This window comes from Pseudomonas sp. GW821-FHT09E04, assembly GCF_059416185.1.
This window is the reverse complement of record NZ_JBWKOR010000004.1, coordinates 425,238-440,799: the sequence shown is the minus strand read 5'-3', so window position 1 is coordinate 440,799 and position 15,562 is coordinate 425,238. Positions and strand designations below refer to the sequence as shown.

Genomic DNA, 15,562 nt, shown 5'->3' with positions numbered 1-15,562 from the left:
CGGACATGATGCTTTACCGCTCGTAGAACCAATGCCCTTAAAAAGGGGCAAATAGCGAGCCTTAGATCAGAGTGCGCTGGGTAGCATCGTTGGCAAAATAGTCCATAGGTGCCCTATGTCCTCTACCGTCTACCTGGGTCAAGAGATCTCTCAGACCCGAAAAAGCCGATCCATGACGCGCAGCCTTTCCGGTGTGTTCCCCTTCCGTGGACAGGGTATTTACTACGAGTCGGGTCTTGAGCGTGATTTCATCAGAATCTGGTCGCTCTCCCCGGAAGTGGTCGCACTTGTCTCGCAGCCGGTTCAGATCCCGTTCACGGCTCACAATAGGCGTGACTACATCCATACCCCGGACTTCTTCGTTCAGTTCGATGATGAGCTCAACCTGAAACCGCTACTGGTAGAAGTAAAGCCTCGTGAAGACTGGAAAGAGAACTGGCGGCTGTGGTTACCCAAGTGGAAAGCTGCGTGGCGTTTCGCCCGCGATCAGGGGTGGGAATTCCATATCTTCGACGAGTCTCGTATTCGGGGCATCCGACTGAAGAACGTCGAGTTCTTACAGCGTTATCGGAATATGGCGCTGGATCCGAAGCTGACGGAAGTAATTCTGGAGGAGCTAGCGATGATGCGACGGGCGCCATTCCACGCATTGCTGGCATTGCATTTTCATGGTCATGAAGCTATCGGCCGATCCCATCTCTGGCATCTGATTGCCACAGCCCAAGTTTGGACGGATCTCGACCAGGAGCTCAACGAGTTTTCTGTCATGAGGTGCCATGATGAGCGCTTCTGATATCCAGAGCCATGCCCTAAACAGGGCCGCTCTCAAGATCCAGGTGGGTGAGTTTGTACGCCATCACAATGAGACCTACAAAATCGCGTTGCTGGTGGATTTCCACCATGTGCTTGGTCAGGACGTCGAGTCGGGCATTTCCAAATTGCTGCCGATCGTCGAGCTGAAAAGACCTGAAGGCAAAAATGGGCGGGTGTATGCGAGCGGCCTGGATTTGGCGCGAATCGCGGATAAACAGTGGGCTATTGCCGAACAGCGCTATGCAATCATCGCCCCACTGCTGGCCATGGACATGCACGTTGAAGGCGCGGTGATCAAACGCGCCAAGGACTGTGGCGTCAGCAAAGCAACGGTCTATCGATGGTTGTATGCCTACACGGAAGGCAGCCGTTTCTTGAGTCTGTTGCCCCAGGCTCGAGGCTGGAAGAAAGGCAACTCACGCGTCTGCAACGAAGTGGAAGACATTATCGGTAATGTCATTCAAACGCTCTACCTGAGTACGCGCCGGTACACGATTAAGGATGTGCACGATGAAGTCGCCAAGATTTGCGGGCTGAGAGGACTCAAGGCTCCGTCAATTCCTACGGTCTCGTTGCGCATCAGGAAGGTTCCGGCCAGACAAGTGTTGAAGGCCCGTGGCTATGCAGATATCGCTTCCGACACTTATGAGGCACGTCCCGGTAAATATTCTGCTGACTACCCGTTGCACCGGATTCAGATCGACCACAGCCCGGCAGACGTGATGATCGTCGATGATGTACATCGTGTTTCCATCGGCCGTCCGTGGGTAACGATGGCCATCGATATGTACTCGCGGATGGTCGTTGGCTACTTCATATCACTAGATGCGCCGTCGGCTGTATCGGTGGCCATGTGTCTGGTTCAGGCAATGCTACCAAAGCATGAATGGCTCACCCACCATCAGGTTTCAGGCGAATGGCCTGTGTGGGGTTTACCGTATGAAATCCACAGCGACAACGGCCCTGACTTTAAAACCAAGAGCCTGATTTTGGCCTGTACCGCCCATAACATCGAACGGCAATTTCGCCCTCGCAAGAGACCTCACTGGGGTGGGCACATCGAAGCGTTGATGGAAGAGAACGCCAAGGTATTCAGCAAGCTTCAAGGCGCCACTCAGCGTAACCCTGACATTCGTGGAGATGTCGACTCGGACAAAGAGGCGACCATGAGTTTTGACGCGCTAGAGAAGTGGTTGGTGCACACCATTCTGATCTACAACAACAAGCCGCACAGTGGCATCTTGTTCAAACCTCCCATAGCCATGTGGAATCAGGCCTTCTGGGGACCCAAGGCATTTTGCGGCATGCCACCGATTCCGGAGGATCCCCTGTCTCTGCAGCTCGACTTCCTGCCCTCTGAATACCGCACCATCCAGACCTATGGAGTCGAATGGGACGCGATGTATTACGCAGAGGCGCTTCGCCCATGGATTAATCAGGTTGATCCCAAGACGGGCAAGAAAATGCAGTTCCTGTTTCGGCGGGATCTACGAGATATCAATTTCATCTGGTTCTTTGATCCGGGCCTGAACAAGTATTTTCGAGTGCCTTTGGCTGATGGGCGGTTTGATAGCGTCTCCGTGGCGGAGTACGTCAAAACCAAGCGCGAACTGAAAAAAGAGAACTTGGCCTCGGTGGACAACGACACCATTCGGCAGCACATCGAAAAGCGGAGAGTTATTGAAGAGGAAGAGGCGGTCAGAACCAAAGCTGCCAGACGAAGCGCTCAGAAAACCAAGAACAATGCCAGGGGCAAGACCCCAGCGACGGTGTTCCTTGGTCAACAACAGGACAGTCCGCCCAGGTTGCAACCGGCATTACCGGTTGAGGATGCATGGGGTGATGATGACGATGTTCCGCTGTATGGAGGTGTGGCATGAGTAATTACCCTCATCTGCTGCAGGAGTTCAAGCCGATCATGGATCTCTCTGACGCGGAGCGCTTGGCCTTCATCAAGTCCCGATGGATCGATTATGAGCTGTCAGAAAATTTGTTTGAGCAGTTGTACGCCAAGCTCTGTGGCCATCGAGACGTGCCGGACTTCTTCATCGTCGGCGAGTCCCGGATGGGCAAATCATCCTTGGTGAACAGGTTCATCGCCGTGCATGGAGATGAATACGTGAACGAGGACGGTTGCAGGGTTCGGCCGATCATCAAGGTCGAAGTCAGTAAGCCAAGTCTGCGAATGTTCTATTGCTCGATCCTCAACTGCTCGCACTCACCATTTAATCCCGATGCCAGTGAGATGAAGCTGCGCTACAAGGTGGAGAGTCTTCTCACCACAGGTCAAACCAAGATGCTCATCATCGATGAAATCCAAACCATTGCAAATGGGACGTCACGGCAAGTTGCCGACTTCATGAATGAGATCAAGTGTTTGACAAATACCTTGAAACTGGCAGTTGTGGGCGTCGGCATGCCCAGCGCCAACAAGTTGCTCATGCTTGAACGCCAATACGCCGCTCGGTTTGTAACAGTTGAGCTTCCTGTATGGGCACCTTCTCTGGGCTTCAGACAACTGCTGAAGGGTTTTGAATCTTGGCTGCCGCTTAAGCAACCCTCCAATCTTGCGAGCAAGGAGATTGCGGCGCTGATTCTTAAACGAAGCCAAGGTATTACGGGCTACGTGGAAGAGATCCTTTTTCACAGTGCTCGCAAGGCAATCGAAACGGGCAAGGAAAAGATCGATTTAGAACTGTTGGAGAAGTACCAATGGTCTCCCGATGCTTCTGGCATGAGGAAGTACGTCCAGTAGGCCAGAAGTGGCCATGGGTACCGGTCATGCAGCGTGACGAGCTGTTTTCTTCGTGGTTTATCCGTTGCGCCTTATGCAATGCCTGCGATGCGGTGGAGATGGCGCGCTATATCTGGCCAAAGCGTCGGATATGGACTGGAGATTGTGATTTGAGCATCTGTTCATTGTGTCTGAGCGATCTGCAAGATCGCTCCGGCATTTCCGCCTCGGCGCTTATCGGTTCCTCATTGGTTCCAATCTGCGAGTCGATGGGGCTGAAACTTCCTCCAGTGGGCATTACGCCTTGGGTGCTGTCACTGGGAGAGAGAAATTTGCGTCGAGCCGGTGGTTTACAGTATTGCCCCTGCTGTTTTGCTGAGTCGCCTTTCTACCGGCTTCAATGGCGGCTGGCTTGGTACTCCTGTTGTCCTGATCATGGAGTAAAACTTCGCGATAGTTGCCCCCACTGTTCCGCTGCCATATCCCCCCACCGGCTTGATTATCAGGCTCGTACCCTTGCGCGGTGCCATGAGTGCGCTGGGTTGTTGTCTGCGGTTGACATCCAGGATGGAGGAGCCGATGAAATAGAACTGATCCGACAGGCTGATTTGATACTGCAGGGGCGGCCGGTTGGCCTCACATGGCCTGCGATGCCGGTAGCGGAGGGGTTTTCTTTCCTGAAAGGGCTGTTCAGATTGGTGCGCGTCTTGGCAAATAGCCCTTCTGCTGCGGGAAAACAATTCTTGGCTGCTGTTGATGTAGACAGCGCTTCGCTTACTACGTCACTTGATGTTGGGTTGAAGTTGGAGTGCCTGAGTAGCTCGGAGCGATCGCACTTTTTGTCTGCAGTGAGCCGGATCCTGTTGGCCGGCGCTGATCGCTTCCGGACAGCGGCTGAAAACGCTCAATTATGCCCTTCAATTCGTGACGCAGTAGTTAGTTCTGACGAACCCTATCTAGCACAACTTTTGCCGCAGCGACCGCGTCGTGGTTATGTCAGAACTCTCCCCGCATTGTGCCCAAGTCCCAAGTCCCCACGCTCAGTGTTGAAAGCCTGGTTGCGCTTCAAGAGAAAAATGCTTCGTACGGAGGGGCGCTTGTGATTGAAAAAGGCGAATTTGAAGGAGCGGTGCTTTGATTGGATATCTACCCCTTGCATGCACCTGTCATGAGTGTGGACGCGCGATTAGCAAGGCCAAGAAGGTTTACCAAGAAAAGCGCTTTTGCGAAGCGTGCTATGCCCGGCTGTTTAAACGAAAAATCTGCCCGGCCTGCTGCAATTTTGCCCGTCTTCCGCAGTTTGATGTTTCCGCGGTCTGCCGCACATGCGAAGTGAAGAAGCCCTGTGTCCGTTGCCATCGTTCCGGCATGAAGATCGGTAGACTCACGGCGCAAGGGCCTGCGTGTATCTCCTGTGCACATTATTTTCGGAAGCCGCAAACATGTGAGCGTTGCGCAACTCCTTCCACTCGCTTGGTCAGAACTCAAGTCGACGACCGAGTGCTACGGTGTTGTCCTGCGTGTCAGTCCAAAATGAATAATGCGTGTTGTTCAGCCTGCAGGCGGTCCAGGGTGATTGTTTCAGTAGATGGACCGGCGCTGTGTAAAAAGTGTTTTGAGCTAGGAAAGGTTCGCTGCCCAAGCTGCGACAAGCTGATGCCTGCCGGTTTGGGCAACGCTTGCATGGCCTGCTTCTGGGATTCATCTTTTGAAGCTCGAAGGGACCTTCTAATTTGCAAGATTGAAGACGAGCGTATCCGTGCGGCGATGGGTAGCTTTTCTGTCTGGCTAAAAGCACGTCGTGGGGCCCAGTTTGCCGCATTGAACATGCAGCGTTACCAGCCATTCATTGAGTCCATACATCTGCATGGGGCGTCGTTGCCTCCTTACTCCGAATTGGTTGCCCATTTCGGCGCGGAGACACTCAGGCGATCGCGTTCGGTGGTGACTTGGCTCTCCGAGAGAGGGATGTTGGTGGTTGATGCGCAGGTCAGAGAGGACTCAAGCGATCAACGTCGTATCAATCAGTTCCTGCAATACTTTCCTGCCGGAGTCGGCAAGGAAGCTCTCCAGGCTTACCAACGGGAGCTAAGTGAGCGCTCTGTGAAGCTAAGGACGATTCGCTTGGCAATTGGAAGTGCACTGCGTCTTTTACGCTGTGGCGACGAGGCGGGCAAAGCGCTCCCGAGCCAACGTGTGCTGCGCCTGTTCCTCCGCACTCGACCAGGCCTTCATGCATCGCTGTCTGGCTTCGTGAGCTTTTTAAATCGCCATTATGGATTGCGGCTAAACGCGAGCGTTGATCGACGGTGGCTGGCTAAGTCTGCCAATCACGTTGCAGAGCTCAAATTGGCTCAACTCTATGTGATGAGCGCTGGAGAATTTACTGAACAGAAGTGGATCAGAGCAGCCATTACCTACTTTCATCGGATCAAGCTTTCATCACGTGATTTGCTGCAATATCACGAGGAGATTCAGGGGGACCAGCGTGGCTTCAGCGTGAAACTCAAAGGGAAGGTTTATTGGGTGCCTGAGGGGAGAGCCCCTAGAGAATGAACACTCAGTTGGGGATTATTATTTTTTCTCCGCTAAAACTTTGAATTGGCAAATTATTCCAAGAAATTAGCTTTATGCGCAATTATGTGAAAATTCATAATTCGTCGTTTGGAAGGCTATGACTATCCTAATCGCGAGGCAGCCTCGCCCGGTTTGCTATGGAGGTTTTCGGATGATGAACAAAAAAGCCTGCGTCTCCGCAGGCCTTTTATCGCATCCACTTTATTAGCGTCATCACCCGCTCCAAGCGGAGGTCTATCAACAGCTGGCGAGTGTAAGCAACGTTTCGCGAGTGCTCGGCTTTCGATCAACCTGACGAATCATCAGATCGTAACTGCTGGCATCGGTAGCTTGACGAGCTGGGTGAATTTGCTGGTTCTCAAAGCGCAACGCGTCTTTTGCGGTAACCGATGCGGTGGTTTCCACAGGACTGGGGGCCGAGAAGCTCGTTTCGAATTCCATCATTCTGCTCGCTTGAAAAAACGGGGATTCAGTTCGGGTTTGAAGTAATGCTTTCGATCAATCCACACGAACCCATCATGCTTGCTAATCACAGCTACATCGATGGGTCCCGAAACGGATTCACTGGGGCGCGTAACACGCTCCTTCAGTGACTCTAGCTCAATCAAGCTCCTTGCCAAGCCCGCCATATCTGGAAGCGGAAGGGAATTTATAATATTTGAGAGCGGAGATATATGTTGGTTTCGGATTTGTTCATACCATTGGTCGGCGTGTGATTTCCGGGTTTCCTGGGTGATTTCTTCAAGCTCTTGTTGAGACAGCGGATTTTGTGCTCCACAAGCGTTCATCACTCGCTCGCCCATTTCATTCAGCGCTACCAAGGAGGAGTCGTAGATCGTATCGAAGACGTCAGGTGACACGCCCATGCGAAAGGTATCAATCATGTGCGTGGTTGCGAACGGCTGAATTACTGCTGCCGTCGAGGCGCTCATCGCTTTGGAATCGTTCATGTTTTTCTCAACGATCAATCGATCGCCAAGAAACCCATAACAGTCAAACACCTCAAGGACAGGAAAATATTCTTCCTTGCCGTATCCGGCGATCACCACTCCAGTCAGCGGAGCGTAGTCTAGGAACTGTTTGACGGCCAGCTTAATGAGCGCATTTACAAATCGCGGCACCAGGTAGGCACGCGTATCGTCTTGTACGAAAATCGCGATGCTTTGAGCCGCAACGGTTTCCCAAGTTTCGGTGGTTTCTGAAACTGCGTTTGCGATGTCTACTTCGGTGAGGAGTCTATGAAGCGGTAGGTCTTCCACATCGCTTTCAGCTTGCGTCAGCGCAGCATCAATTTCATGAGCTGGCACAGATTCCAGTCCTCGAACGTCGCCTACGCCCACGTGCGCGGCGATCATTTGCTGCAGCCGGAACGATGCTCCACCAACAAGCATGAGCAATGCATCTACCTTGCTGTCTTTCGAAAACAGCTTTTCGTTATGCTGTACAAAGTCGAAGAACTTACCTGAATAGGTTTCGAGCTTGTCAAACTGCTCGATGCCCAAGTCTTCGCGAAAAGACTTGATATACAGCTCCCATGGAACGGTTTGAAGCGCGGCTGAACCGAAAATCATCAGGCCCACTGGTGCTTGTCTAGACAGTTCATACAGCTTGTTGGCACCCTTGAAATAGCGTTTCTCGAGCTCCCCGTTTTTCCATGTTGTCACGGTCGTGGCGCTATCGGCGGCAAGCACCACGGCAGTTCGGCTCATAATCGCAATCTCTGCCGTCATCCCAATTCCCTTTCGTAATATCGCGGCTGAATGATGGCAATATGCCTGATGAATACGGCGATTGCCATACAGAGATCTGCTTCGTCGGCCGGTTCCAATGTGGTCCAAGAAACGGAAGCATCATTAAGCAATCGCTTTTGCATGACAGACGATGTAGTCGGTGCAATCGGGCTTCAGCGTTGAAACGCTCAAATAAAACGCATTGGCCGTACACCCATCCTCCTCTTCATGTGATGAGCACTGGATAGCTTAGACAGAGAGCGCTGGGGTACAGGAATTACATCGCGCAACTGATCTGGTCAGCTAACGCTGAGCTTCAGGTGCGCATGCGACGGTGCTTCAGATCAATGATGCCGTTCAAAGCATTGGCTGCAGCTTTGTCGAGAAGCGCATTAGGATCTGAGCCCCAATGGTGCGGGAAAATGTAGCACTGGTAATCAAAAGGCCAGCTCATATTTTTGAAGACACCGTTGTGCTCAGGCAGCGCTTGATCGATATGACCGCAGATTTGTTTTATCCGAGCTATGTCGTGGTCATGGATATGGCAGATCAGCCCGCAAAACGACTGTTCTTTTGGCTTTGAATCTTTACCTATCCAGCGATGGCGCTGGATTTCTGCGACTAGATATAAATCAGTGCCTTCGGTTACCAGGAGGTACATCATCCCCCGACGAACATCTTCTTTAATAGTGATCCATTTATTTTGTCTCTCAAACTCTTCGACCCGAGCTTGAGGATCTCTATGTTCCCAGCTTGGGCCAAGCTCCAACCTATCAGAGAAGGCAATACACTTCGGGGGACCTTCGGTGTGGGCATGGTCAGGCACGTACCAGGACAATCCTTTGATCTTTCCCCCCTGCGCCATTCGGCTGAAGGCTTTCCACATTTCTATCAGCGCGCCTTGGACCTCAATGTCGATCGTAATTGCACTGGCAGTCATCTTCCCCGTCGTAGCGTCACCCTGGCCCTGACTATCTCCCGTTCCGTATTTTTCTGGTAAATCCATGTCCTTTGGAACGAACCTCACCTGTCCAAATGGCTTCTCCACTTTGGTGCGAGTGCTTTCTCGCGTGGTAATGAATTCAAATTCTTCAGCTTCAATATCTTCATGGATGTAGTCGCTGATGGGCTGATGCGAGTCGGTCATCACGATGTCGAGATCACTCTCAGCAAGCCGCCGCCCTTTTTCCAATGGGGTCGCCAAATCACCGGGAGCATTCTCATCCCGTGCGTTCGCCACACGACGGATATCGATCTTGAGTCCAGGAGGCTCACGAGTGCCCACCAAAGCTGTGCAGATGAAATGAGTTTTGCCTTGCGTCCAGAAGCCGCGGCATTTGAGGCTTGTAGCTCCAAGAAACCATGGCCTAACCTGCAAACTATGAGGCTGTCCCGATTTGAAGCTTTTTGGGTTCACTTGGCTAAAAAGGTGCTTAGCAGCTCGCGTCGCACATCCGTCTCCATTGGCGAGCAGCGCCAAGATGGCTCTGTCTTTTTGCAGCATATCCCTGTGCGGATACACGACTAGCTGATCTGGCAGGTTTCTCTCTTCCAGCGGGGTTGACTGTGCCAGCAGGCGACTCATCACTTCTGGCCATTCATAGGTGGTCAAAATTCTTGGAATTTCTGAACCTAACGAATAGCCGCTCACCAGAAAATCAATGCAATTAACTATCAAGGATTTTCTATCCGGCAAACTAAATCTCAACAGCCAATCGTCGTCGCATTCCTCCGGAAGAAGGTACGGGCTACTGGGGGCGCAGAGCTGGTGGCGGCTAACACGACTCAATTTCCAGCCATTACTGAAGTCGACATCGAAATATTCTGTGGTCATGCCCACCTTGGCGACCGGATATCCGTCCTGAAGGATTACACCCATTTGGTACAAGCGCAGACGGCTAAGAGCGATATCGCGAACTTCTGTCTCGCCTGTCAGTTTGCTGCCATCGAGAGCGCGAAATACGACCTTCACCAAAGGAACAGTATTGTCGGCGAGGTTTCTGACGATTTTGCTGTACCACCAGATTATCCATTCACCTGGCGGTAGCTTGAGGTCTAGCTCTTTCGAGCGTCTGCGCGAGCGAGACAGCGCCAGTTTTTCGCGCAGGATCTGATGCGGCACCGCGATTTCTTGTGCTGAATCTAATGATATTTCCATCGTTGGAAGATTCAAGGGTGTACCTGCCGCTTTACTTGTTGATATTGAGGCCAGCGGTGCCCTTAACGGCACCACTGAATCCGACCTTTTTTAAGCCAGAAATGGGACTTGCAGCCATTTTTCAGCCACACCGATGGATGAACCGAGGGGTGGCCTTCGGCATCCACGTTGTAATCCCATCTAGGATTTGCCTCATCAAACACCAAGAGCTCAATTGTGCGTCCGCATCCGCAGGGACACTGCAGGCCAACCGACCAGTCCTCTCGGCTCTCCTGCATCAGAATTACGGAACGAATTGGCATTTTTTGGGGCAGGGAATCACCTTTGACGACGACCAGCCGCCTAGGCGGAAGGACGTCATCAAATTTCAAAACCAGCCTGCGCCAGAGTCCACGCAGCGTTTCCATTTCTTACACTCCCAGAGGTGGTAGACCCAACAGCGGCTCTTGATCACCAACGCCGAGGAGCGCGTTAGGGCTCTTGGCGAAGGAGGACTCAGACGCAAAGTCTTCAAGACACCCTGAGAGTGTGAAGAGGGTTTGGGTGTAGTCACTGTTATCTTCTTCACGGAAAGGGAATGCTCGCGCGATGAACTCGTTGACGCACGCACTGGCAGCTCGCATGTTCAACGTGATCACAGAAGGCGCCTCCTCATGCACTCCGGTGATGTAGCCCCTGGCGACTTGGTCGCGATGAGCCTCCGGGTCTGAACTGAGCAGCTCCTCGGCGTATAAGGATTCCGGTGTGTAAATCCTGCGGTCACTCAGCGTTGGCCCACCTGGGCGCACATAGTCGATTCGCCCTTGTACGTCATGAATCTTCGGTGTTCCAGTACGCGATAACCTCGTAGGAATCGTCACACCGACATCAAACAAAGGAGTAAGGAAGGACGACGACATGAGGTCGCAAATCAGACGTCCCAGTTGAGAGTCCACGCAGCAAAAAATGACATCAGCATCGGCTACCGCTTGAACCGTATCTCTATCGAAAATCGAAGCGTTGATGGGATGAGCGATTCGGGCGCCTCGAATACGCTCAACCGCGTCGGCCAGTACCTCTACTTTGGGGCGGCCAGCTTTAGCATCTGCGAGTGTCGAGTTGAGGATTCGATTCAGATTTTTTTCTTCAACCTGATCGTGATCGACTAGAAGAAGTTTTCCGAAACCTAACCTTGCCAACTGCTCAGTCACGATGGAGCCCGTGCCTGAGACGCCGATAACGGCCGCAGTCAGTTTGGACAGGGATGCTGTCATTGCTGAGGTGAAAGCCATACCTGGTGGCTGTCCTGACAAATCATATGGCCAGCAACAGATGTTGTTTCCTGGGACGTTCACCATCGCGATATCTTGTACTGACGAATCCGGATGGTAGACACGGGCGCGCATGGCGCCGCCAGGAATCATAATGGCAGAGCCATGAATGGCCTCTACTCCTTGGGCGAGCGAGACCATAGTACTTTCATCGCTGCTGTCATCAGCTATCGAGAAATCGAACAAACCACCCGGGTGCGAATGCACCAGGATGATTGACAGCGATCGTGGGAGCGCTTCGTCTATGGCCAGCTCTAAATACTTGCCAGGCCAGGTAAGCGCATCAGGCTTGCGTACCTTGCACTCCTCATGAGGCACCAAGATGAGCTTCTTCGAGAGAAGTTTCAGCGAAGCGCCGGGCGAGCGTGAACAGATAAGGATGGCTGCGGCTTCCTTACCGTCACCCGGGAACAGGTGTTCCCGGAGCGCGGTGTGGATTTCTTCCGTCAGCACAAGGCGAGATTGTGCTGTCACAGACCAACCTCCTTCAGCAGGCAACCGTCGGCCATAAACAGCTGGGTAACCACATTGTCGTTGGCCGGATCCCAGCTGCGATGACGAGACCAACCTTGAAACGTCACGCCGTCGATTTGGCCTTGAACTTGCGTTTGTGCAATCTCACCACCGTTGGCCAGCCGTACGGCCGGATAAAGGTAAAACATGTCCAGCATGGTGTTGGGATAGGTTGGGGGAATGTTCAAGGCCATCTGAACGACTTTTTCCGAATAGCCATCAGGCAACGCGTAACCGTGAATCACCAGCCAACGCCCGCCTTCACTAGTGTTGCGGGTTTCCCACCGATGACCAACAGTGTCGAGATATTGTTCGTCCCGGGGCAGAAGTTTGAAGTCGCGGCGAAGCGGCAGAGCCGCCTCGCCGTTATTCACATCCTTTTGGGTCAGGCGTAGCTTTTCGATACCCTCAGGACGCAAATCGATGTTGTCACCAATTTCCAGGGCCTGCTTAGGCTGATCGCGAACCATGAGGAAGATGTGCCAGTCGAGGTTCGGGTTCAAATTGGCGGCTACGATCGCTTCGCGTACAGGCACGATGGATTTGTCGAACTCATACACTTCACCCTGGATGTTCAGCTTCCAGATTGGCTTGCGGGTGATAAAGCGTTCGATTCCATCCTTGTCCAGGTTGATCAGATGAGTGTCTTCAATCTCCTGATCAGGCTCATCTTCACGCTCAAGCAACAGACGTTTTTCCGTCCCGACATCGGCGAGTTTGCGAACGGTGTGACCGGAGATATGTTTGCTGGGCCACTCATAGCGGGCGCCATCCACCATAAGCAGGTACTTGCGGTCAGACTCAACGACGATGAAGCGATTAACCCCCTCGCTCAAAGTGACAGTCTCATCTGGACGGATGTCTTCCTGGGCGCCAGATTCAAACATCTGCAAGATCACTGGTGATTGGTCGGGCTTGAACCCAGACGCCGCGGCGATTTGAGCACCAGTTGGGGTACTGTCTTGGAGGTTAACCTGGCGATAAACCAGATCGTTGCTTGCCACTTCAATGCTGTGGCGCTGCTGGTGTTGCATTTGTTCTTGTTGCATGGGTATATCTCCTAATGATTTCCGCTCACGCGGGTACTTGGCTTTCCAAATGGAAGCCAGAATTAGCCGTAGAGGAGAGGAGTCCCAACCAGTACTTGACTGGTGCGGGTCACGCAGAGATACTCAGCTTTCGTTAGAGGCATCTCGACTCAGTACCTTCGCGCAATGTGGCGTTGCGCTATGGTTCTCATCTACGTTTGATCGTCTTTCTCGTAGTATCCCTGTCTGATTCGTGTCAGCTCCTTCTTTGTGCAATCGATGATTTGTGCGATCTGGGCGTAACGTTTGACCAACCCAATTGCGTTCTCTCTTTCATCGGCTGATCTGCTCGCGCATCCAAGTCCAATAACTCTGTTGTTTGAAGCCTTCACGTGAAATGTGAAATGCAACGAACGCTCAATCCTTCCGTAAAATCTGTCGTATGGCGAATGCTCTCGGCAGGACTCGATGCCGTTCAAGCAACCTCCTAAGGTTCGATAGCTATCACTTTGAAGCAGAACCTGGTTGTTCCCAGTCTTGAGCTGGAAAATCCACCCGTTGTCTGCCGCTCTGTGAAGCTCGTACGAAGCTTTCATGGATCATCCCTGATGTTTTCTCGTTCAATGACCCCGTTTACCGGCAGGCCAAAAAAAAGGGGTATGCCGGTAAGCATACCCCTTATTCTCGATAAGGCAACCCCTTTAAGCAGATTCGCCTATCACTTTGTAGATAAATTCCTTTCCGCCACTGCCAGCCGACATCTCCACCCGGGCAATGAAGCCTTCTTCAGATAGGCGTTTGAGTCGCGTACTAGCGTTCTGAACGCTCATCTCAAGCGCCTGGGCAACCTGGGTAGTAGTAACAGAGCGGTTAGACATGACCAGATCGAGCAGCGGAAGACTAGTTGGAGATGGTGCGGGACCAATGAACCGGCATTTCCCATCAATCCAGCACGTGACTCGAAAATCTCCAGATATCGCAGCACCTTCTAAGTTAGCGATTATATCTTCATCAACTAGATCAAAAATATAGAAGGAGATTTTCTTAGCGTACTGTTTAAAAGTGAATATAAGTGACTCACGAAGAAATGAAACATCGGCACCATCAATATTATTGAGGGATATACCAATTGTTTTCGCGCCTACTCGTGAGGCAACCTCTTCCAACAATTTGGCATGAGCCTTCCTACCCCTAATCGTGCCATAGGGGTTGCTGCTTCCATCCGTGAAGTCTCGAAGGGCGATTATGTGTTTTTTCTCGTTCATGCTTTGAGTTTAACCAGAATGTAATTAACTGTCAAGTTTGAATTCAAAGACGATATGTGTTCCGCGAAGTCGAGGTAAGCCTAGCGACCAACTGTGGTTATGCAAGTCATTATCTCGGTAAGTTAACGCAACCGAGAAGTCTTCCTGCCGAATGCTGATTTTCGCATTTAAGCTTTCGGCGTAACTGCTGCTGGTATGAAGGCCTGCCCCGCCCTTTCCTTTACCTTTACTGCTCAAACCACCTTTGCGCATAACATGTATGATTAGTTGAGCATCGGAAGCTTCCAGTGTTTTGGGAAACTGATTTGCAACTTCAGGGTAATGCAAATCTAAAGCGGGTCTGAGAGTTGAGCAGATACCTTTCCCGGAGTCCGAAATGACAGCTACGATCGATGTAGAGCCTTTCAATGTGTAGCTTTGAAGGCCTGCAAAACCAGGGATTACTGTTCCTGAATGCTCCTCGGCGTTTCCGATAAGTTCACCCAGCACGCTATGGATTTTTTGAGCGTGAGTGGCTCCAAAAGCATCAATAAAACTCAACTTGAAGCGTTCCGGTACGTTCTCATCGCTGTAAGCGTCAATAGGAAGCAACTCCACCAGTTTGGTGGTTTTTGCTTTGTGACGCTGTGCGGCAGAACTACTAGGTTTTCGAGGTAGGACTTTAATAGATTTGGCGAGCTGATCGAAAAATCCCGCTCTATTTAAATAGGAGAGGGCGTCGGGGTTCTCGGTAAAATCGAGTTCCACAATCCTCTTAACTTCCGCTAGCTGGTTCGCCAATGCCAGAATTCTCGAGGCAGCACAAAATAGAACTTTGCGCTCTTTCGGAATTTTTAAAGTGATATGGCCGTGTGCATTGTCAAGCGGCGAGCCATATTTGATTAGCGCACGCTCAAAATGCTCCTGAGTAATCCAGGTTCGGCTGGCAGTGAACTCGATCTTGAGACAGGCATTTTTCTTGAGCAACCAAACGAAGTTTTCGTCCTGCACAAACTCCTCAAGATTATCATAGAGACATTTTGTAACTTCTCGGCGTTCGCAGTTAAGAAATTTAGCGATATCTCGGGCTTTCAAGCCTGGGCTATCGCTTAAGATCTGGGCAATCCTTTTCCGCATGAAGATTTCGCTTAACTTCTTGATCCTAAAGTCTTTCTTTGGTGATCCCAAAGCCCTGATTTTGCCCTTCCTTACATCGGCAATAATCACCAAGTCAGGCCTAGAAATTATACCCTTGCGAGCAGTGAATCAAAATGCCATCTATCTGCTCGGACTGAAGAAAATACGTCATCCCTAGCATGACCAATCCGGCGCGAACACGAAACCAGTCACCTGAGTTCTTCTCACTGGAAGCAAATTGTTAAAGAGCGGTGACCTTGCTGCGGGTTGCCTCGCCGCAAGGCCGGTATTCGTCCTGAATACTGTATGAATGTACAG

Annotated in this window: 14 protein-coding genes; 5 read left to right on the top strand and 9 right to left on the bottom strand. The window is 51.6% G+C overall.

Annotation, left to right across the window (positions count from 1 at the left end):
• Positions 1-172: 172 nt before the first annotated feature.
• The 5 genes from AC07N4_RS17105 (at position 173) to AC07N4_RS17085 (ending at position 6,103) form a co-directional block, all read left to right on the top strand.
• The gene (locus AC07N4_RS17105; protein WP_186743987.1) at positions 173-793 is read left to right on the top strand and encodes a TnsA endonuclease N-terminal domain-containing protein; all 621 of its coding nucleotides are present in this window, start codon (positions 173-175) and stop codon (positions 791-793) included.
• Positions 780-2,693 carry a TnsB C-terminal domain-containing protein gene (locus AC07N4_RS17100; protein WP_493065632.1) on the top strand — a complete coding sequence of 638 codons (1,914 nt, stop codon included), beginning with the start codon at positions 780-782 and terminating at the stop codon, positions 2,691-2,693. Before AC07N4_RS17105 ends, AC07N4_RS17100 begins: the two co-directional genes overlap by 14 nt.
• Positions 2,690-3,568, top strand: a complete 879-nt coding sequence (locus tag AC07N4_RS17095) for a TniB family NTP-binding protein (RefSeq protein WP_186743991.1) — start codon at positions 2,690-2,692, stop codon at positions 3,566-3,568. The genes AC07N4_RS17100 and AC07N4_RS17095 overlap by 4 nt, the downstream gene beginning before the upstream one ends.
• Complete coding sequence (locus AC07N4_RS17090) at positions 3,526-4,650, top strand: TniQ family protein (protein ID WP_225931043.1); 1,125 nt, start codon at positions 3,526-3,528, stop codon at positions 4,648-4,650. The genes AC07N4_RS17095 and AC07N4_RS17090 overlap by 43 nt, the downstream gene beginning before the upstream one ends.
• 469 nt (positions 4,651-5,119) lie before the next feature.
• Positions 5,120-6,103 (top strand): hypothetical protein, encoded by a 984-nt coding sequence (locus AC07N4_RS17085; protein WP_493065633.1) that lies wholly within the window; start codon positions 5,120-5,122, stop codon positions 6,101-6,103.
• A gap of 258 nt (positions 6,104-6,361) precedes the next feature.
• Here the strand turns inward: AC07N4_RS17085 and AC07N4_RS17080 are convergent, their stop codons facing one another.
• The 9 genes from AC07N4_RS17080 to AC07N4_RS17040 form a co-directional block, all read right to left on the bottom strand.
• On the bottom strand, positions 6,362-6,565 hold the full coding sequence (locus AC07N4_RS17080; protein WP_186743998.1) for a hypothetical protein: 204 nt from the start codon (positions 6,563-6,565) through the stop codon (positions 6,362-6,364).
• Positions 6,565-7,854 (bottom strand): hypothetical protein, encoded by a 1,290-nt coding sequence (locus tag AC07N4_RS17075; RefSeq protein ID WP_493065634.1) that lies wholly within the window; start codon positions 7,852-7,854, stop codon positions 6,565-6,567. Before AC07N4_RS17075 ends, AC07N4_RS17080 begins: the two co-directional genes overlap by 1 nt.
• A 316-nt stretch (positions 7,855-8,170) precedes the next feature.
• A complete protein-coding gene (locus AC07N4_RS17070) occupies positions 8,171-10,027 on the bottom strand; it encodes a hypothetical protein (protein ID WP_493065635.1) in 1,857 nt (618 codons plus the stop codon).
• 47 nt (positions 10,028-10,074) lie between these two features.
• Positions 10,075-10,419 (bottom strand): ubiquitination-like system serine protease family protein, encoded by a 345-nt coding sequence (locus tag AC07N4_RS17065; protein WP_186744004.1) that lies wholly within the window; start codon positions 10,417-10,419, stop codon positions 10,075-10,077.
• Positions 10,420-10,422: 3 nt separating this feature from the next.
• Positions 10,423-11,796, bottom strand: coding sequence for a ThiF family adenylyltransferase (locus tag AC07N4_RS17060; protein WP_493065636.1), 1,374 nt, complete (start codon positions 11,794-11,796; stop codon positions 10,423-10,425).
• A complete protein-coding gene (locus AC07N4_RS17055) occupies positions 11,793-12,884 on the bottom strand; it encodes a multiubiquitin domain-containing protein (protein ID WP_493065637.1) in 1,092 nt (363 codons plus the stop codon). The genes AC07N4_RS17060 and AC07N4_RS17055 overlap by 4 nt, the downstream gene beginning before the upstream one ends.
• Before the next feature lie 191 nt (positions 12,885-13,075).
• Positions 13,076-13,459, bottom strand: a complete 384-nt coding sequence (locus AC07N4_RS17050) for a YegP family protein (RefSeq protein WP_186744011.1) — start codon at positions 13,457-13,459, stop codon at positions 13,076-13,078.
• Positions 13,460-13,564: 105 nt separating this feature from the next.
• On the bottom strand, positions 13,565-14,128 hold the full coding sequence (locus AC07N4_RS17045; RefSeq protein ID WP_186744013.1) for a MarR family transcriptional regulator: 564 nt from the start codon (positions 14,126-14,128) through the stop codon (positions 13,565-13,567).
• A gap of 24 nt (positions 14,129-14,152) precedes the next feature.
• The gene (locus AC07N4_RS17040) at positions 14,153-15,334 is read right to left on the bottom strand and encodes an ATPase (RefSeq protein ID WP_493065638.1); all 1,182 of its coding nucleotides are present in this window, start codon (positions 15,332-15,334) and stop codon (positions 14,153-14,155) included.
• Between the last annotated feature and the right edge of the window lie 228 nt (positions 15,335-15,562).